Below are 19,373 nucleotides of genomic sequence, written 5' to 3' on the forward strand. Positions count from 1 at the left end.
AAACAGCGTGAAACACGCGTAAATTCTGCAAAAAAATGACACACAATCCACAGAAGTTATCAACAGGCTGTGGATAAAATGCGGTAAAAAAACACCCCGGTTTTGTCAGGTGACAAAAACGGGGTGAAAGGCGCAGCCGTACTTTTCCGCCAGTGCGCGGAACCGTGCGGGCAGAGCACGGATGAGTGCGGCACTGCTTTCGTTTGCGCGTATGTTGCTCGAGCAGGCAGACATCATGCAGGAGCACTTCGGGCGTGGGCCGAAAGCGCGTGCCTAAGTTCTGCGTGTCATGTCAGCACTATTCGTTTGCGGTGAACGCATTCGACGAGGTTGTCAAGGAGTATGACGCGGACCAGTACGGTTTTATCCTGCGGGAAACACAGACCGGAAGTGCATCACGCTCGATGAACTGAAACCCTATCCGTATCTGATTTTTGAGCAGGGAGACCGCAATTCCTTTTATTTTACCGAGGAACTGCTCAGCATGCTCGATATGCCGAAAACCATTATGTTACCCAAAGAGATAGATACCCTGAGCAACCGGAAAACCCCATCTCGACATATTCTGCCGCGATGATTCAGGTGTGTCGGTGGAGCACCGGAACGATTTGTGGTCGTTCGACATCGCAAAAGCCGCTAAACGGTATACGTTCAGCGGCAGCTTTTTTATCGGTTTCTTCTCCACGTTTCCGGCGCAAACAGCAGAAGCATGGGGAACAGCTCCAGACGACCGGCGAGCATATCGAAAGTCAGCACGATTTTACTCAGAGGGTGCAGCGCACTGAAGTTGGCTGCCGGACCGACCTGATTGAGTCCCGGACCGACGTTATTGATGCAGGTAACAACCGAGGTGAAGCTGGTTACCATATCCTCACAGTGCAGACTGACAATAAGGACGGAAATGGCAATGACGATCAGATATGCCACAAGAAAGGCGTTGACCGAGCGCATGACCTCGTGCTGGACGCGCTGTCCGTCCATTTTATGCACGCGCACCAGACGCGGATGAATCAGAGACATCATTTCCTTCTTTACGCCCTTGAACAGCAGCAGGATGCGCGAGCATTTCATGCCGCCGCCGGTCGAACCGGCACACGCGCCGATGAACATCAGCAGCACAAGCAGCAGCTTGCTGAATGCAGGCCACTGGTTAAAGTCCACGGTTGAAAAACCGGTGGTCGTGATGATAGACGCAACCTGAAACAGGGAATGGTGGAAGCTCTCGCGCAGCGAACTGAAGCAGCCGCGCACGTTGAAGGCGATCAGCGTGGTAAATACGGCAATCACGCCGAGGTACACGCGAATCTCCTCGATTTTGAACAACTGCTTGAATTTACGGGTCAAAAGCAGAAAATACGCGTTGAAATTGATGCCGAAAAGGATCATAAAGACCGAGATAACATTCTGCAGGTAGGCGCTGTCGTAATGCGCGATGGAATCATTCCAGTTGCCGAAGCCGCCGGTGCCTGCCGTGCCGAGCGAAACGCAGATGGCGTCGAACATCGGCATGCCGCCGAACAGCAGCAGAATAATCTGCAGAACGGTCAGTCCAAAGTAAATCGCGTACAGGATAAGTGCGGTATCGCGCATGTGCGGCGATATTTTGGAGACCGAGGGTCCCGGGCTTTCCGCACGCATCAGATAAATGGTCTGACCGCCTGCCAGCGGCAGGACGATCAGCATGAACACCAGAATGCCCATGCCGCCGACCCAGTGCATCAGGCAGCGCCATAGCATGGAGGCATGCGAAAGCGCCTCCACATCGCCGAGAATGGTAGCGCCGGTGGTGGTGAAGCCGGATGCGGCCTCGAAAATCGCATCTACTGCGAACGGAATCTCGCGGCTGAGCACGAACGGCAGGGCACCTGTCACGGCCAGCACCAGCCAGCACAGCGCGACTGCCACAAAGCCTTCGCGTGCGTAGAACTTGGTGTTTTTTGGCTTATATTCACACAGAATGCCTGCACCGACCATACAAATCAGTGCAGTGGCGATATAGGCAGGCAGCTCGGGTTCACGGTAAATGACCGCGGTAAACGCGGGCAGCAGCAGGAACAGGGACTCAATGCCCATCAGCCAGCCGATCAGATAGCGGACGATTGCGAAATTCATCTTCCGCTCCCTCTGGTTGTCGGCAGGAAGATATCCTGAAGGTCGTTCATGCCCTCGAAGGTGGAAACGACGATAACAGTATCGCCTTCATGCAGCACATCGTGGCCGCGCGGAATGATACGCTTGCCCTTGCGGTTGATGCAGCACAGCAGAACATCCGGACGAATCGGCATATCCTGCAGGGGAACACCGGTGAGATGGTGCGCCGCAACACGGAATTCAAGCGCTTCTGCGCCGTCCAGCTGATGCAGGGTCTCCACGTTGGAGCCCATCGAGTTCTGCATGGCGCGGGTGTACTGGCTGATCAGCTCGGCGGTGGTCTGCTTGGGGCGAATCACCTTGCCAATCGGCATGCTGGCGATGACTTCCTCAAAGTTCACACGGTTGACCTTGGTGAACAGCTTGGCACGGGAATGACGGCCGGCGTGCAGCGCGAGCAGAATGTTCTCCTCGTCCATGCCGGTGAGCGCCGCAAACGCCTCGCAGGTTGCCAGACCCTCCTCGTCGAGCAGGTCGCGGTCGGTGCCATCGCCGTAGATGATGGTCGCGTTCGGGAGCATTTCGGAAAGCGCCTCGCAGCGTTCCAGTTTGTTTTCGATAATCTTGACTGAAATGCCGGAATCCAGCAGGATTTTCGCCAGAAAGTACGAGATTTTGCCGCCGCCGACCAGCATTGCGGAGGAAATGCGCTTGACCGGCAGACCGACCTTCTCGAAAAATTCGTTCTGCTCGTGCGGCGGAATGATGACGGTGATGTTATCGTTCTCGTGCAGGATGAAGTCGCCCTTCGGGATATAGGTCTGACCGTCGCGGCGGACCATGCACAGCAGCACGTCCGTGCGGAGCAGAGGATTGACCTCGCAGACCGCCATGCCGTCCAGGCGGGACTCGTGCGGGATTTTGAGGTCGAGCAGCTCGATGCGTCCGCGGGCAAACGTGCTGACGCGGATGGCCGACGGGAAGCGGATCAGACGCGAAACAACACGCGCGGTGGACAGCTCGGGGTTGATGACCATCGAAATACCCAGCTCATCGCGGATAAAGCCGAGGTCGGATACATATTCCGGATCGCGCACACGCGCAATGGCGTGGCAGCCGGATGCTTTACGAGCGATCAGGCAGGAAAGCAGATTGATTTCGTCATGGGTGGTAACGGCGATTAGCAGGTCGGTATCCTGCACGCCGGCTTCACGCAGAACGTGATAGCTGGTGCCGCTGCCCTTTACTGTAGCAAGGTCGTACATATTGGAAAGCTCGTTCAGCCGGCGTTCGGACAGGTCAATCAGTGTCAGGTCGTGTCCGGCCGCGCTGAGCTGTCCTGCCAGCTCCGAGCCGACTTTGCCGCAGCCTACAATAATGATGCGCATAGCGCACCTCCGATCTATTTCTCTATAGCTGTGCTCTGTTGACACAGTCTTGATACGCATATAGCGATTATAGCTGTTTGACCGGGAAAAAGCAATATCCAGACAGGAATTTTGCAGGAGTTTAGCGGAAAACCGACAAATAGGGAGAAATGGTCGGTGTATAGCTGATAATAGTATGTCCGGGAAAAAGGAGAAACCACCCGAACGGGTGGTTTTCACTGCGGATTAAAGTTCCGCGACAGGTCACTTAAACTGTGTATAAGTGGTATCGCTTGCGTAGCCGTCGCTGTCGGTCTGGTGCATGGAGACCAGATTGCCGTTATCATCAAAGGTACGGGTATCGGTCGAGAGGGTGCCGCCTTCGATGGTCGAGCGGGTGGTCTGCGTTTTGCCGTCCACCGAGTACACGGTGAGCACCTCGAACACGACGCCGCTCTCGTCTACGGTGACCGACTGGATGAGTCGCCCCTGACTGTCGTAGCGGTTGTCGGTGGAGGAGGTGATATTGTCCTCGCCCTCGTAGGTGCGGGAGGACAGCACGTCGCCGTTGGTGTTCATGCCCATGCGGACGACCATCAGCTCGTTGCCGTCTGCGTCGTAAACCGTGTTGACGGCAGAGGACTGACCGTTGTCAACCTCGGTGTAAACCGTCTCGGAGGAGGCCGAAAGTTCGCCGTCCTCGTAGTTTTCCGTGCGCAGAACGCGGCTTTTGTCGTCATAGCTGCGGCGATACTCCGAGGTGGAGTTGTTGGTCTTGTCGGTGGTGACAGCATCCGTACAGTTGCCGTTGTCGTCGTAGGTGTAGTCCGTGTAGGTGAAATTAAGCGGTTCTTCCTCGCCTTCCACGGTCTGCATGGTGTAGGAGCGGAAGGTGCTGCCGTCCTTGTCATGGCAGTTGACCGTGTAGCTGCGGTTGCCTTCCTCCGTGCGCAGCTCCAGTTCGTAGGAGGCAGCACGCGGCAGAACGGAAGCCAGCTGTGTCGGCACCTGCTCCATCACGGCAATGCGGCATGCAGGCGTGCGGTCATACGCGATAGTGGCGCCGAGCACGATGACCGTGCTTACAATACAGGAAATAATGCGTTTGATCATATTTTTGTTCCCCTAAAATAATTAAGGTATAATAATTTCGGTAATCAAGGTGATTCCGGAAAAATGCAGCCGAACCGGAATTCGGCTGCATTCAGCGTTGATGGATTTTTACTGCGGTGTTGCCTCAGTTACTTTACGATTTCCTTCGCTGCAGCGGTCAGAGCCTCGACCTTTTCTGCGGCCTCGGCCTTGTTCTCGCCCTTGGCCATGATGTAAACCTTGACCTTCGGCTCGGTGCCGGACGGACGGATGATAAAGGTTGTGCCGCCCTCGAGCTCGTAGTACATCACGTTCTGACCCTTAAGCTCCATCGGCTCGGACTTGCCGTCTGCCATGCAGGTGCGGGTGCCCGGCATATAGTCGCGGGTGTAATCGACCTTGTGGGTGCCGATCTGGGTCAGCGGCTTGTCGCGCAGCTCCTGCATGAGCTCCTTCATGCGCTGCAGGCCGGAAACGCCCGGCATAACGATCGAAATGGTCTGCTCGCAGTAGCAGCCGTACTTTTCGTACATCTCTTCCATTGCGTCGTACAGGGTCTTGCCCTGGGTGCGGTAGTAAGCCGCCATCTCGGCGATCAGCATAGAAGCGGTAACGGCATCCTTGTCGCGGGCATAATCGCCGCACAGGTAGCCGTAGGATTCCTCAAACGCGAAAATGTACTCGTGCGAGCCGTCCTGCTCGAACTGCTTGATCTTCTCGGCAAGGAACTTGAAGCCGGTGAAGGTGTCGAAGCACTCAACGCCGTTCTTTTCAGCCGCCGCGCGTGCCATCTCGGTGGTAACGATGGATTTGAGCACCGCCGGATGTGCAGGCATGGTGTTCGTCAGCTTCTTTGCGGTGATGATGTAATCGGTGAGCAGCACGCCGACCTGATTGCCGGATAGGGTGACATACTCGCCGGACTTGTCCTTGAGGACGATGCCGGTACGGTCGGAGTCCGGGTCGGTGCCGATGATCAGATCAACATCGTTCTGCTTTGCCAGCTCGATGGCGAGCGTAAAGCCTTCCTTGTACTCCGGATTCGGGTTCTTAACGGTCGGGAAGTCGCCGTCGATCTTCATTTGCTCCGGCTCACAGATAATGTGCTTGTAGCCCAGACGGCGCAGGATCTCGGGCACCAGACGGTAGCCGGCACCGTGGAACGGCGTGTACACCAGCTTGAACTCATCGGCAACCTGCTTTACGCAGTCCGGATTTACCGCAACCTTAATGACTTCGCCGAGGTAAGCCTCGTCGGTCTCCTTAGACAGAATACGGATCAGACCGTTTTTGACGGACTCATCGTAGTCTGCAGTTTTTACACCGGTGAAGATATCGGTCTTTGCCATTTCGTTGGCAACCACGTCTGCCTCGGCCGGAGGAAGCTGTGCGCCGTCCTCCCAGTAAACCTTGTAGCCGTTGTACTCCTTCGGGTTGTGGGAAGCCGTGATGTTGATGCCTGCGATGCAGCCGTAGTGACGGACAGCGAAGGACAACTCCGGGGTCGGACGCAGCTCATCGAACAGCAGCGACTGGATGCCGTTTGCGGCCATGATGCACGCAGACTGCTTGGCGAACTCGGCCGAGAAATGGCGGGAGTCATATGCGATGGCAACGCCGCGGTCCATTGCGGCCTGACCGTTCGATACGATCAGGTTTGCCAAACCCTGTGCAGCCTGACCGACGGTAAAGCGGTTCATGCGGTTGAGGCCGACGCCCAGTACACCGCGCAGACCGGCCGTGCCGAACGACAGCGGCGCAAAGAAACGGCTTTCGATCTCTTCCTGATTATCTGCAACAGCAGCCAGCTCGGCATGCTCGTCCGCAGAGAGGGCAGAGCAGTCCAGCCAACGCTTGTATTCCGACATATAATCCATTGGTATCACCTCATCGTGTTAGTTGGCGCATCGCCGCTTTCAGCCGACGGATTGCCACTATCTAAATTATACAATATCCGGCTGTCAATGCAAGGGGTTTTGCGCGAATTTGTGAAAAGATTCCATGAAGAAGAGTAATGATATACAAAACGGCAGAGCAGAAATTGTACGTTCTGTGAGGATACCGGAAAATTCTGCGAAAATGCGGAACCAAAACCGGCAGCAGGCCGTCTATTTAGTCAAAAGCCCTGTCTCAAGATAAAAATAACAGTACACAAATAAACAAAAGAATGGTAGAATAAAGGTAAATTATAATAAGAGGTGATAGCTTTGAAAAAAGTCCTTTCCGCCGTACTGACAGCGGCGCTGCTGGTCAGCACCGTGCCGGCTGCCTTTGCGGCTTCGGATATTGATGGCCACTGGGCAAAGTCCTACATTACTGAGCTGCATGAAAACGGCATTATCAATCCGTCTGCCAGCACGGGCAACTACGGCCCGGATGACAAGGTAACGCGCTGGGAGTTCATGCGATACATCAACCGCGCGTTCGGTTTTACCGAAAAGGCGGATATCAGCTTCTCGGATGTCAATTCGAGCGATATTTTCTACGAAACCGTGCAGATTGCGGTCAAGCAGGGCTATATCAACGGTGTCGGCAACAACCGTATGGCGCCGGAGGGCACGCTGACCCGTGAGCAGGCGGCAACCATCCTCGGCCGACTGCACAAGTACACGCCGACGGCTAACCTGTCTGCGCTGGATATGTTCTCTGATCGGGCCAAGCTGAGCGATTACAGCAAATCCTACGTTGCGGAAGCGGTCAAGCAGGGTTATATCAACGGCTACACGAACGGTACCTTTAAGCCGCAGGGCACGCTCAGCCGAGGCGAAATCGCCAAAATGCTGTACGGCTATATGGGCACCTCGCTGAATAAGAACGGCAACGTGTACTCGCAGGCTACGCTCAAGAGTGATACCAAAAACGTTACGATTTCTGTACCGTGCACGCTGGCCGATGCGGATATCAAGGGCAATCTGTACATCACCGAGGGCGTTCTGGCGGGCAATGTAACGCTTGAGGATGTTACCGTTGCGGGCGATATCATCGTCAGCGGCGGCAATGTAACGCTGGACGGTGTTTCCGCACTCGAGATGGTCGTCTCCAACCCGACCGGCCTGACCCCGCAGGTCATTGCGACCGGCAATACCAACATCGGCACCACCGAGGTAAAAACCTCTGCAACGCTGACCGAGAGCAATCTGGCAGCGACTGCAGGCGGCTTCTCCGATCTTAAAATGAACGGCAGCAGCGTCAGCCTGACGCTGGATGCAGCTGTCTGGGACGTTGCCAATGAGCAGACCGGCACCATCTTGACGACCGGCAGCACCTCCATCAGCACGCTTACCGCGAACGGAAGAACCACTGTCACCGGCGGCGGCTCGGTCCAGAAGGCGGTGCTCAACTCCAACGGCTGTGAGCTGACCATGCAGCCGACCAGCGTTGAGCTGGCGAGCGGCGTTACCGCGAAGATTGCCGGCAAGGACGTTGCGGCGTCCACCAGCGTTTCGGTTTCTCCGTCCACGCTGTCTATCGACGTGAACAACAAGGACGCGATCGCGTTCTCCTACGAGTTCACCTTCAACGCGGACAAGAACGATCTGACCCGTGTTTCGGTCAACGGCACCAATCTCAAGCAGGGCACGGATTACAACCTGCTGAGCGATAAGAACGGCATCCGTGTGTACAAAACCTATCTGTCCACGCTCAAGGCGGGCACCTACACCGCAGAGCTGACCTTTGAGGACGGCTCCAAGGCAGCCATCGGTCTGGCGGTCAGCAACTCGGCGCAGAGCGCAGTCAGCCCGAGCCAGATTACCTTTGACAAGTACGAGCAGTCCGCAAACTATGCCGATCAGACGGTAAACGTCGTTCTTCCGGCGGGCACGCGTCTGGATTCCGTCAAAATCGGCAGTACGGTGCTCGAGCGCGGCACGGATTACACCTATAATGCAACGAACGGCACGATCCGTCTGCTCAAGGAGACGCTTGCCAAGAAGAGCAAGGGCACTTATACGGTTACATTCGTACCCAATCAGGGTTCGTCCTTTACCTGCTCGCTGAGCGTGGTAGATACCGCGCCGGTGAACGAAGTACAGCCGTCCACGATCGATTTTGACGCGAACACCTCGTCCGGCGGATACGCCGATCTGGTGGTAACACTTAACATGGTAGACGGTGCAAAGCTCAAGAATATCCGCTCGAACGGCAAGACGCTCGAGGAGAACTGGCAGTACAAGATCGAGGGCAGCAAGGTCACGATCAACAAGTCTGCGGTTGCGGAATTCGGCAAGAGCGGTGCATCCTATGCGGATTTCGTTTTTGTGATGAGCAAGGGTCAAAGCCCGACGCTGCGTGTCAACTACGTTACCACTTACGCGCTGACGGCTTCCGTGGTAGATGATCTCGGTCTGCCGATTTCGGGTGCGTCCGTCACCTTCACGCCTTCGGACGCGGAGAGCGGTACGGCAGCGCAGACGCTGACCACCGGCTCGGACGGCACGGCAACCGTTTATGTCAAGCGCGGCTCGTACGTTGTAACGGCAACGCATTCGCGCTTTACCGCGGCGGTTACGCAGACGGTCAAAATCTCTGCAGGCCGCACGGTCAAGCTGACCGGCGAGATTCTCGAGAATGTACAGCTGGTTGTCACCAACGCGTACGGCGCACCGCTGTCCGGTGCGGTTGTCACGGTTGGCGGCAAGAGCATCACCACCGGCACGGACGGCACGGCGTCGTTCAGCCTCAAGCGCGGCAGCTATGTGGCGCAGGTGGCGTGCACCGGCTACTCCGCACAGAGCGTACAGCTTTCCGTAACCGATTCGATTCGTGAGCGCGTACAGCTCAAGTAATTTCTCAAAAATGCAAGCCGCCCGGTTTTCCGGGCGGCTTTTTTGCGCGCTTTTACAGGCGGATGAGGGATAGGGCGCAAGGGCGTCAGAACGGCGCACAGCGGCTTGCGGTTGGGGCGCGATAGGGAAATAAGGGCGGCCTGCGGCACGGCGCAGAGCGGCGGCAGACCGCTGGCGGGTGAGGGGGTAAGAAAACCCCCGAGGAGGTTTTCCTCGGGGGTTCCTTTTGCGTAAAATCGAATCGCGGGATTCAGAGATTACTTGGTGATGTTGCCGTCAACGTCAACGAAGATTGCAACAACGTTCTTAGTAGCGTCGTTGTCCTTGAATACGATGTAAGCATTCTTGGTGCCCTTAACGCCATCATACTCGATTGCGCCGTTGTTATCAGCAGCCTTGTCATCATCGCAGCTTACGTAGATGATCTTAACATCATCGTCAACCGCCTTGGTGATCAGCTTAGCCTTGTCGCCGATATCATTGGTCTTATCCCAGTAAGATACGATCTGACCCTTTTCATCGTACTCGTCGATAGCAGCCATGGTGCTCGGCTTGTGGTAGTCAGTATTCTCGTTCTTCAGGTAGATAGTGATATCAGATGCAGAGTATACCTTATCAGAAGCCTCATCGAAGCTTACCAGATAGCCTTCCTTCAGAGTGGTGTCGCTGTCACCCTCGATCAGAACGGTCTTCTGGGTGTTAGTATCAACATCAACAGTGTAGGAGGTGTAGGTGGTGTCGCCATCCTTAACAGTGCCGTTTTCCTTAGATACGATACCGTAAACAGTGTCTGCGGTAGAACCGGACGGCTTGGTGGTCAGCTCAACATAAGCTGCAACAACCTTGTTGTCGTCCAGAATGGAAGCAACAGCTGCACCAGACTTAGCCTTGATATCGTTCAGGTTGCGGATGGTGTATGCGTAGAAGTCACCCGGCTTACCATAAATAGCGGTCTTATTTACGAATACAACAGCATCAGAAGTAGCAACCTTGTTGTTGAAGGACTTAGTGTCCTTAACATATACGGTGGTGTCCTTATTCAGAGCCGTAGAACCCTGAACCTCGGTGATCTTGATCTTGTTATCGGAAACATTCGAATACTTGATCAGAACGCCAGTCTTAACATCGGTAGTCTTCAGCTTGGTAGTACCCTGAGAAGTGGAGTCCTTATGAACAACAAACTTGCCTTCGGAACCGTCAGCCTTCAGGATCTTAACTTCCAGCGGATCGAAGCCAGAGTCAATAGTCTGAGAGTCATTGGTGTCCTCTACGATTGCATAGTTCTTGGTGCCCTCAGAGGTCTGCTTAGCAGCGTAAACAAGACCGCCAATCGTGTACAGGGTGTAGGTCTCGCCAATCTGATCCTTGAAAGAGGTCTCGAAATCAGAATCAACAGCGGTGGTAGCCAGAGAAGCGATATCATAGGAAGTGCCGTCAATGCTTACCTTGCTGGTGCCCTTGAAGCTGGTCAGCTTGCCTTCAACGGTAGCTGCCTTGGTAACAATGCTCTTAGCAGCAGAGTTGGTAGCCTTGGTGTTGTACAGAGTGGTAACAACAACGATATCGTCCTTCTTAACGCCGTCGTAAATGTCGTTATCCTCAAACTTGATGGTACCAACGCCATTGTTGATGGAAACCTTCTCGGTGTTTACAGCAGTAACGCGAGCCAGATTGGACTCAACAACGTAAGCCTTTACGATATCACCGTCATCGTTGCAGATGAACTTAACAGTGTCAGCAGAAGTAGCCTTCAGCTTGGAGATCATGTCATCAGCAACCTGATCAGCGGTCATAGCTGCAGCAGCAGTATCCTTCTTAGCGCCGTAGTTGTAGTTGATGTACTCGTCGTCCTTAGCAATCTTTGCTACATCGTAGTTCTTGTCGCCAAAACGAACAGTGCCGTCATCCTTCTGGGACTGCAGGTCATCCTTGGTGATGTTGTAAACCTTGGTAGTACCGGTTACATAAACGCCGTAGATGGTGTCCTTCTTGTCCGGCTTGTTAGCGGTACCGCCAGTAGCGTCCTTGTACAGTACGGAAACTTCCTCGCCGATGTAGGAGAGATTCAGCTTGCTGAACTTGAAGTCAGCGTTAGCCTTTGCAACGTCCTTGCCGTCCGGAGTGCCGTATACACGGATCAGACCGGTGTCCAGACCGCAAACGTCCTCGTTGCCTTCGAAGGTACCAACCCACTTCTTCATGCTCATGTACTTCTCGCCAACGGTCTCCAGCTTGTCAGTGCCAAGCAGGTTCATGTTGGTGTACTCGCCGTCACGCAGGGTAACAGTGTGAGCAAAAATGGTGTTGTAGATCAGCTGTGCAGCGTACTGACGCGGGCAAGCGGAAGTGAAGGAAGTGTTAACGTCCTCCAGCAGGCCGTTCTCGTCAGCCAGTGCGTTGGTCTTGGATGCCCAACCGGTGCCTACCAGACCAGCCTTCTGAGCGTTGTAACCCAGGGTTACGAGCAGCATCTTAGCTGCTTCCTGAGCGCTTACCTTTTCGTTCGGAACGAACTTGGTGTTGCTCTTACCAGCAATGATGCCCAGAGACTGGCAGTACTTGATGTAGCCGCGTGCCCAGTGGGAGCCAATGTCGGTGAAAGAGGTCTTGTCATCGTTGTACGCAGAAGCGTCAGAGTTACCGGTGCGCAGAACGTAGATCATCTTCGCCATCTCCGCACGGGTTACGGTACCGTTCGGCTTGAAAGAGCCATCGTCGTAGCCGTTAACTACGCCCAGCGATACCAGAGTGTCCACGACTTCGGTGTCAACCTTAATGTCGGCCGAATCCGTGAACGCTGCACCAGCAAACATGGTGAATGCGCAAGCAAACGCCAGTACCAGTGCAAGAACCTTTTTGAGATTCGCGGGAAAATCGCAAAAAGACTTTAAACACCTGAAAATGCCGGAAAATAGACGGTGCATGCAACAATTTCGCAAAAACAAAACCGCTGCAAACATCCACAAACTGGATATCTGCGGCGGAATATGTACCGAAAAATCAACAGAAAAAATTTTAATATTGCTTCACAGCCTGAAACCGCCCATTGGGACTATCCCGAATTCTGTGTAACCGCCCAAATGCGGTGTAAAATAGAGCTTAATATTTCAAGGCGGGAACGGCGTTGGCTGCGCCCGCCTTGTCTACAACATAACGCCGACATGGGCGGAAGTCAAGGGGCACCCTCGTCCATTGGAGCCTCGGCGGCGGCGCAGCGCCCCTTGCCCTTCGAGCCGGATTGTTAATCCGGCATCCGATCCTCGAAGTAGATTGCCAGCTGGACATGAATCATGCTCCAGTCCTGTCTGCGGCCGGTCCACTTTTTCGTGATGTCGATCATCGCCAGATACAGCATTTTGAAAAGGATGTCATCGGTCGGAAACACGGATTTCGACTTGGTTACCTTCTTGAGCTGACGGTTGAATCCTTCGATAGTGTTGGTTGTATAGATCAGCCGCCGAAGTGCCTGAGGAAACTTAAAATAGGTACTGAGATTTGCCCAGTTATCCCTCCACGACTGAGAAATCTTAGGATATTTCTTGTCCCAGTGTTCTGCGAACGTGTCTAACGCAGCCAAAGCAGCCGGTTCATCTACCGCTGCGTAGACTGCTTTCAAGTCAGCCATAAGTGCCTTCAAATCCTTGTAGGAGACATATTTGCTGGAATTTCGAAGCTGGTGAATAATGCAGTTTTGAATCTCAGTTTTAGGGAAAACTGCCTCAATCGCCGCAGAAAAACCGGTCAAATGATCCGTACAGGCAATGAAAACATCCTCGATGCCCCGATTTTTCAGGCTGTTCAGTACGGTAGCCCAGAATTTCGCACTTTCGTTCTCGCCAACCCACATTCCCAGAACATCCTTCCGACCATCAAGATCAATACCGATGGCGATATAGACGGCCTTCTTTACAATCTGTCCTTCACTGCGGACATGGTAGTGAATCGCATTCAGAAAAACAACCGCATAAATGGACTCCAGCGGCCTCTGCTGCCACTCTTTCGCTACGGGAAGGTTTGGAAGGTTTTATCTGTGATACGGCTTACTGTGGTATCAGAGACATCTACGCCGTAAATATCCTGAATATGTGCTTCGATATCGCTGGTCGTCATGCCCTTGCATACATCGACAGGATCTTCTCCTCGATGTCCTGGCTGACGCTGGTCTGATTTTTCCGCAGCACCTTGGGTTCGAATTCGCTCTTGCGATCCCGCGGCACAGATACCTCTACATCGCCAAAGCTGGTGCGCAGGGTTTTTCTGCTATGCCCATTCCGGCCGTTATCCGTGTCCTTGTTCTTGTAGTCATACCGGTTGTAGCCCAACTGATCGTCCAGCTGATCGCCCAGCTCGGCCTCCAGACCGTTTTCCATGAACTCCGCGATAGTGTCCTTGAACGGTTCCTGAATGTCATCCTGCTTCTATTCTACACCTTGTTGGAGGTTTACACAAAGTTTGGGATGGAGTCCGCTCGTTCCACCGTTACAACAGCCTGCTCCTGCGTATACCCATCCTTAGGACGGAACCGGTTATTCTCCTTGCCCTGCATAATGCCGATCTCGCGCATCGCATACACGCTGCTGCGTGCCCAATCGCCAAGCTGGGTATCATCGGCGTTTGGTTTATCGCTTGCAGCACCGACTCCCGCCGCCATGCTGCTCGCGATCAGCGCGGCTGCACACAAATAACGCCGCTTTTCATAAAAAATACCTCCTGCCTGTGAAATTCTTCACTTACTATAACCGGTAGACGGGGGAAGTGTGACAAAGTTCTCTCAAAAAACTTATTTTCATGTCACAGTTGACAGGGGCAGAAGGGTTATATACTATATATAGTATATAAATTCATTTGGCAAGGGGATAGGGAGCATGAAAAAACGAATGGTTATGCTGTCCGTGCTCGTGCTGTGCGGCTGTATGCTGATGCAGGTACCGCATCGCTCGGCATCGTCACCGGCTGCGAGAATGGCACGTTTCAGCTGACGCGCGAGCTTTTGCATTAGGAGGCAGCAGTGATTCTGCATCGACTGTACAACGTGCTGTACGGCACGGTTTCGAGCGGAAATTCTGCGAAAATCTACGCCGACAACGGCAGTATCGGCCTTTGGGCGAAGAATTCGGTTTACGTGATGCAGCAGGGCGGCATCCTGCAGGGCAGGAGTGGCAGCAAATTCTGCCCGAAGGATGGCTGCACCATCGAGTAGGCGCTCGTCATTATGCTGCGCATGACGCAGAGACGTAATCAGGGAGGAAAATCATGCGTATTGTGAAAAAATACTGGCTGCCGCTGCTGGCGCTTGTGCTTGCGATTGGACTGGCTGTCTGGCGAATCGGCTATCTGGAGCGGACGAACACGTCGCTCAGCATAGAAATCGGCAGCAGGGAAGCCCTGCAGAACGGAGAGCCGATCACGCTGGAGAATCCGGTTGTTCTGTATGAAAACGAGCCATATATCCCACTTTACGAGGTCGTAGAGCGTCTCGGCGGTACGACAGACGGCAAAACCTACACACTGCACGGTGCTGAGACCGCTGTCTCCGGCGTGGAACGAAATGGTATACTGTACACACCGTTTTCGTACCTGTGGGACAGTCATATTCCGCAGATACGGTGGGATAAGAGCCGCAACCGCGTTATCATCACCGAGGCACCGGATGAAATTCCACTGACCCGCCGGTGGCTGTTCTGGCGGCACAAAACTGTGCGCGGACTGCGTGTCGGAGACAGCGAAGCACGGTTCCTCGATCTGTACGGCTCACTTGACGCACGGGACGAAATGATGATTGACTTGCTGCATGTCACCATCGAAAACGGTGTCGTCACCGAGATTTCCATGGGACGTTATGAGTAAGCAAAAAGGACTTCGTAAAAACGAAGTCCTTTTTGGTATGGCTGGTTATTTGATGATTTGATACATGCGCTCGATGGTCAAAATGGACTGCTCTGCGGTGTAGCCGTCGGTTGGGCAGAACCGATTATTTTCCTTGCCCTGCATGATGCCGGTCTGGCGCATTGTGTAAACGCTGTCGCGCGCCCAGTCGCCGATTTTGGCATCGTCGGCGAAGGCCTTTTCGGAAACCGCGTCCGTTTTGCCGCCGAGTACCTGATACAGCCGGTCAAGCATGGCGGCAGCCTCCTGACGGGAGATGGTCTTGTACGGACGGAAGGTGCCGTCCTCGTAGCCGGTGACAATGCCGAGTGCGGCGGCATTATTCACGTTCGGGTTGTCACTGCAGTCGGCGAACTTGGTTTCCAGAGCCGGAATCTCCTTGTTGGGATAGATCTTGTTGTACAGGTTCATCGCCAGCATGGTGAAGTTTTCGCGGGTAATGTCCAGCCTGGGATAGGAGAACGACTCGATGAGACCGTGCTCTTCTGCGGCAGCTACTTCGGTCTTGGCCCAGCTGCTGTACTCCTTGACGTTTGCGGGCAGCAGGGTTTCGCCGCCCTTGCCATCCAGCAGATAAGATTTTGTGCCTCTGCTGCGTGTGCCGATAAAGTGCTGATCGTACCAGAAAATCTGGTTAAAATCGTGCCTGCCGACAAATTTTTCGGTTTTCGGGTCAAACAGACCGCAGGTGCCGTTGCCGCTCGTATTTGACTTGTCAATACGTTCCCACTTGGTGCTGCCGGTCTTTGCGATGAAGAAATCGGCGTACCAATCCGGTACCATGTCGATGTCATCGAGGATGATGTTCATGTCTTTGTCGGCCAGAGCAAAGAAGGTGACATCCTCAACCTGTGTGGTTGGACCATCGCCGGAATACGGGTCATATACCGGCTTTTTCTCGTTTTTGAAGAGCACGAACACATTGCTGTTTGGCTCATACGTCGCAAGCTCATAACCGGACGGCAGCTTCATCGGTGTCAGTTTGCCGGTTTCATCGGCGAACCAGTAGCTGGGGTGATGATCCGCATCGTACTGGCTAACCAGTGTTTCCGTGCCGCCAAGCGGAATATAATAATCGTACTCCACCGGAACGACCAGCTTTCCGGTCGTTTTGTCCAGAATACCATACTTGTGTGTGCTGTCAGATGTTAGGTTAACCAAATACTGTTTCGCGTTGAGATTCGAGAGGATAATCTCACAGTTTTCACCGGTAAAGCCGAGTGTTTTCAACTGACCGTAATCCTTGATCTCCTGCTGTACCTTAGTCATAGCCGACTGTAGCGTATCCTGTGCCGCACTGGGCAGTTCCGCCGCCTGTGCCGAGAACAGCAATGCACCGCTCACCACAACACCGAGTAACGCCTTCTGAAACCGTTTCATATTTTTCCTCCTTTTCACTGTTAATGCTTATACTCTCTATCCTGTATATGACAATAACGAATGCCATCGACAGCACGGCCGCTGCTGCGGTGGGGTCATTGCCATATATCAGCTTAGACGTTTGTTCCGTATGGTTTGTTCCGCCTGTTTCAAAATTTTTCTCGGACATCGAACCGGTACGCCAAATGCATAGCCGGAACGCATGGAACGCGTACCGTATGCGCGTTTCTGCACAGGAGAACTGTTATATTTATTGTATAGCTTTTTCCGGAAGGACGCAACAGGAAAGCAGCAGAGGCGGGATTGAAAAATCCTCAAACCGGCGGCGCACATGTTTGACAGACCGTGCCCGTTCTGGTATAATATTTACACGCCGCCATGGCGGAACTGGTAGACGCAGGGGACTTAAAATCCCCCGGAGTTAAACCCGTGCCGGTTCGATTCCGGCTGGCGGCACCAGAAAAACCCCGTATTTCTTACGAAATACGGGGTTTTTCCTGCCAATTTGATTTAATTCTTATTAAATACAGACTTATTCAGTGCGCCGTCCTGATGCGCCACGATCGTGGTGCAGACAGCGTCGCCGGTGATATTAACGGCAGTACGCGCCATATCGAGGATACGGTCGATACCCATGATCAGACCGATGCCAGCAACCGGCAGACCGACCGAATCGAATACCATCGCCAACGTAACCAGACCAACCGACGGCACGCCTGCGGTACCGATGGAGGCGAGCGTTGCGGTCGCAATGACGGTCAGATAATCCGCAGGGGTCAGATGGATGCCGAACGCCTGTGCAACGAATACAACGGCAACGCCCTGCATGATGGATGTACCATCCATGTTGATGGTCGCGCCGAGCGGGATGGTGAAGGACGAAATACGGCGGTTAACGCCGATTTTTTCCTCCAGCGTGTCGATATTCATCGGGATAGTGGCGTTAGAGGTTGCGGTCGAGAACGCAAAGCCCATAACCGGAGCGAATTTCTTGAGGAAACGCAGCGGATTGAGTCTCGTAAGCAGCGCCAGCAGAATCTGGTATATGCCGCAGCACTGGATGAACAGCGCCAGCAGCACCGCGCCCATGTACTTGAACATTGGCACCATGGCGGAGAAACCGAGACCGGCAAAGGTCTTAGAGATCAGGCAGAATACACCAATGGGAGCCAGACCCATGACCATCATGGTCATTTCCATCATAATATCGTTGCCCTGCTGGAAGAAGTTCGTTACCAGCTGGGTCTTATCCTGCAGCTTGGCGAGGATAACGCCGATGATGAGCGCAAACACGATAACCTGCAGCATTTCGCCGTTGGCCAGTGCGCCGATCGGGTTTTTCGGGATGATGTTCAGCAGGGTTTCCGCAAAGCTGACCGAATCCGAAGAAGCGGTGACTTCGGCGGTCTGGATCTGCGACATATCCAAGCCCATGCCCGGCTTGATCAGCAGACCGATGCCGAGCGCAACGGCAACTGCCATCATCGTGGTGAAAATGTAGAAGCCGATGATTTTTACGCCGACCTTGCCGAGCGTTTTACTGTCGCCGATGGCAGTAGCGCCGCAGATCAGCGAGCAGAATACCAGCGGTACGACCAGCATCTGCATCAGGCGGATAAAGCCCTGACCAACAACATAAAATACGCCGTTTACCAGCACGTTCTGCACAAAATCCACATCAGCTGCAAACATATTGAGTGCAATGCCGACAATCGCACCGGCGATCAGCGAGATGAAGATCTTTGTAGTCAGACCGAGTTTCTTTTTCTCTTTTACTTCATTCATTTATTTACTCCCGTCTTCCGGTGGGCCATGTATTCGCTCAGCGCGTCATGCCAGTCCGGCATTTGATACAAACCAGTGATACGCAGCATCATGTTATCCAACAGCGTAAAGCGCGGACGCAGCGCAGTGTTCTCGGAGGCCGAGGTGACCGGCACATTTTCCTTGCCGGCGAGACGCAGAATTTCGCGGGCGTACTCTGCACGGGAGCACGAGCCGTCGCACGATGCGTGAAACAGGCCGTACTCGCGGCTGTGCATCAGGCAGTCGATAAAGCCGGCGAGCGCTTTCGCCGAGGTCGGGGAGGAAATCTCATCCTCCGGCAGATGGACCGCGCCTTCCTTTGCCGCCGTATCGAGCACGCGGTCAACAAAGTCGTACGAGCCAACGCCGTACAGCCACGACGAACGCACGATAACATGCTTGTCGGTCAGTTCGCGCACGAGCTTTTCACCGGCGTACTTGCTCTTGCCGTACATCGTGGTCGGATGGGGATCGTCAAACTCACAGAAAGCCTTGGCCTCGTCGCCGCCGAATACGTCGTCGGTCGAGATCTGAATGAATTTTGCGTCGATGCGTCTTGCAGCGGTCGCCAGATTGCGGGCTCCGATGGCGTTGATCTTATACGCTTCTTCGGGGTTCTCCTCGCAGGCCTGCACGTCGGTCAGGCCGGCACAGTTAATGATGACATCCGGATGGTTGATATCGGCGAAACGGCCGACAACGGATACATCCTCAACCGGTACATCGCGGTCGCTGGTTACCAGCTTATATGCTGTGTTGCCGCCGAAACGATGACTAAGCGCGGAACCCAGTCTGCCGCTTGCTCCCGCGATCCAAACGCGGGTCGTAATACTGTTCATAAAACACCTCTCCTGTCGGCTCGGTGCAGCGGAACTGCTCCGGCGCGCATTACCCATTTTATGGGCTGTATATTTAGTATAGCACAAAATTGTTAAAAAAACAACAAAATATGAGGTCTCTTTGC

13 protein-coding genes, 1 tRNA gene and 1 pseudogene are annotated in these 19,373 nt (G+C 53.9%); 5 read left to right on the top strand and 10 right to left on the bottom strand.

Annotated elements, in window-relative coordinates; translation table 11 throughout:
* Positions 1 to 254: 254 nt before the first annotated feature.
* A complete protein-coding gene (locus tag PGS25_RS09660) occupies positions 255 to 413 on the top strand; it encodes a hypothetical protein (RefSeq protein WP_270418473.1) in 159 nt (52 codons plus the stop codon).
* Positions 414 to 666: 253 nt separating this feature from the next.
* Here PGS25_RS09660 and PGS25_RS09665 read toward each other — a convergent pair whose 3' ends face one another.
* The 4 genes from PGS25_RS09665 to PGS25_RS09680 all read right to left on the bottom strand — a co-directional run bounded on the left by PGS25_RS09665 (position 667) and on the right by PGS25_RS09680 (position 6,427).
* Positions 667 to 2,112, bottom strand: a complete 1,446-nt coding sequence (locus PGS25_RS09665; RefSeq protein ID WP_270418474.1) for a TrkH family potassium uptake protein — start codon at positions 2,110 to 2,112, stop codon at positions 667 to 669.
* On the bottom strand, positions 2,109 to 3,479 hold the full coding sequence (gene trkA / locus PGS25_RS09670) for a Trk system potassium transporter TrkA (RefSeq protein ID WP_270418476.1): 1,371 nt from the start codon (positions 3,477 to 3,479) through the stop codon (positions 2,109 to 2,111). The genes PGS25_RS09665 and trkA overlap by 4 nt, the downstream gene beginning before the upstream one ends.
* 243 nt (positions 3,480 to 3,722) lie before the next feature.
* The gene (locus PGS25_RS09675) at positions 3,723 to 4,571 is read right to left on the bottom strand and encodes a hypothetical protein (protein WP_270418477.1); all 849 of its coding nucleotides are present in this window, start codon (positions 4,569 to 4,571) and stop codon (positions 3,723 to 3,725) included.
* A 128-nt stretch (positions 4,572 to 4,699) separates the two neighbouring features.
* On the bottom strand, positions 4,700 to 6,427 hold the full coding sequence (locus PGS25_RS09680) for a phospho-sugar mutase (RefSeq protein ID WP_270418478.1): 1,728 nt from the start codon (positions 6,425 to 6,427) through the stop codon (positions 4,700 to 4,702).
* A gap of 330 nt (positions 6,428 to 6,757) precedes the next feature.
* On the opposite strand from PGS25_RS09680, the gene PGS25_RS09685 reads away from it, so the two are divergent.
* Positions 6,758 to 9,337, top strand: a complete 2,580-nt coding sequence (locus tag PGS25_RS09685) for a X2-like carbohydrate binding domain-containing protein (protein WP_270418479.1) — start codon at positions 6,758 to 6,760, stop codon at positions 9,335 to 9,337.
* Positions 9,338 to 9,594: 257 nt separating this feature from the next.
* On the opposite strand, the gene PGS25_RS09690 is transcribed toward PGS25_RS09685, so the two are convergent.
* From PGS25_RS09690 to PGS25_RS09700, 3 genes and pseudogenes are all read right to left on the bottom strand, one after another.
* Positions 9,595 to 12,150, bottom strand: coding sequence for an S-layer homology domain-containing protein (locus PGS25_RS09690; RefSeq protein ID WP_270418481.1), 2,556 nt, complete (start codon positions 12,148 to 12,150; stop codon positions 9,595 to 9,597).
* 428 nt (positions 12,151 to 12,578) lie between these two features.
* A pseudogene (locus PGS25_RS09695) lies at positions 12,579 to 13,743 on the bottom strand (IS256 family transposase).
* A gap of 35 nt (positions 13,744 to 13,778) precedes the next feature.
* Positions 13,779 to 14,018: an S-layer homology domain-containing protein gene (locus PGS25_RS09700; protein WP_270418482.1), complete on the bottom strand. Its 240-nt coding sequence runs from the start codon at positions 14,016 to 14,018 to the stop codon at positions 13,779 to 13,781.
* Between the two features lie 327 nt (positions 14,019 to 14,345).
* Between PGS25_RS09700 and PGS25_RS09705 the strand changes: the two genes are divergently transcribed.
* Both PGS25_RS09705 and PGS25_RS09710 read left to right on the top strand, forming a co-directional pair.
* Positions 14,346 to 14,537 (top strand): hypothetical protein, encoded by a 192-nt coding sequence (locus tag PGS25_RS09705; protein WP_270418483.1) that lies wholly within the window; start codon positions 14,346 to 14,348, stop codon positions 14,535 to 14,537.
* A gap of 53 nt (positions 14,538 to 14,590) precedes the next feature.
* A complete protein-coding gene (locus PGS25_RS09710; RefSeq protein WP_270418485.1) occupies positions 14,591 to 15,184 on the top strand; it encodes a stalk domain-containing protein in 594 nt (197 codons plus the stop codon).
* A 45-nt stretch (positions 15,185 to 15,229) separates the two neighbouring features.
* Here the strand turns inward: PGS25_RS09710 and PGS25_RS09715 are convergent, their stop codons facing one another.
* Positions 15,230 to 16,603 carry an S-layer homology domain-containing protein gene (locus PGS25_RS09715; protein ID WP_270418486.1) on the bottom strand — a complete coding sequence of 458 codons (1,374 nt, stop codon included), beginning with the start codon at positions 16,601 to 16,603 and terminating at the stop codon, positions 15,230 to 15,232.
* Between the two features lie 372 nt (positions 16,604 to 16,975).
* Between PGS25_RS09715 and PGS25_RS09720 the strand changes: the two genes are divergently transcribed.
* Positions 16,976 to 17,062: transfer RNA gene (locus tag PGS25_RS09720), tRNA-Leu, on the top strand.
* 51 nt (positions 17,063 to 17,113) lie between these two features.
* Here the strand turns inward: PGS25_RS09720 and PGS25_RS09725 are convergent.
* Together PGS25_RS09725 and rfbD are read right to left on the bottom strand one after the other, a co-directional pair.
* Positions 17,114 to 18,388: a dicarboxylate/amino acid:cation symporter gene (locus PGS25_RS09725; protein ID WP_118761681.1), complete on the bottom strand. Its 1,275-nt coding sequence runs from the start codon at positions 18,386 to 18,388 to the stop codon at positions 17,114 to 17,116.
* Positions 18,385 to 19,248: a dTDP-4-dehydrorhamnose reductase gene (gene rfbD / locus PGS25_RS09730; protein WP_118480617.1), complete on the bottom strand. Its 864-nt coding sequence runs from the start codon at positions 19,246 to 19,248 to the stop codon at positions 18,385 to 18,387. Before rfbD ends, PGS25_RS09725 begins: the two co-directional genes overlap by 4 nt.
* Positions 19,249 to 19,373 lie beyond the last annotated feature (125 nt).

The organism is Butyricicoccus sp. AM78-15b2TA (assembly GCF_027665985.1).
Taxonomy (GTDB): Bacteria; Bacillota; Clostridia; order Oscillospirales; family Butyricicoccaceae; genus Agathobaculum; species Agathobaculum butyriciproducens.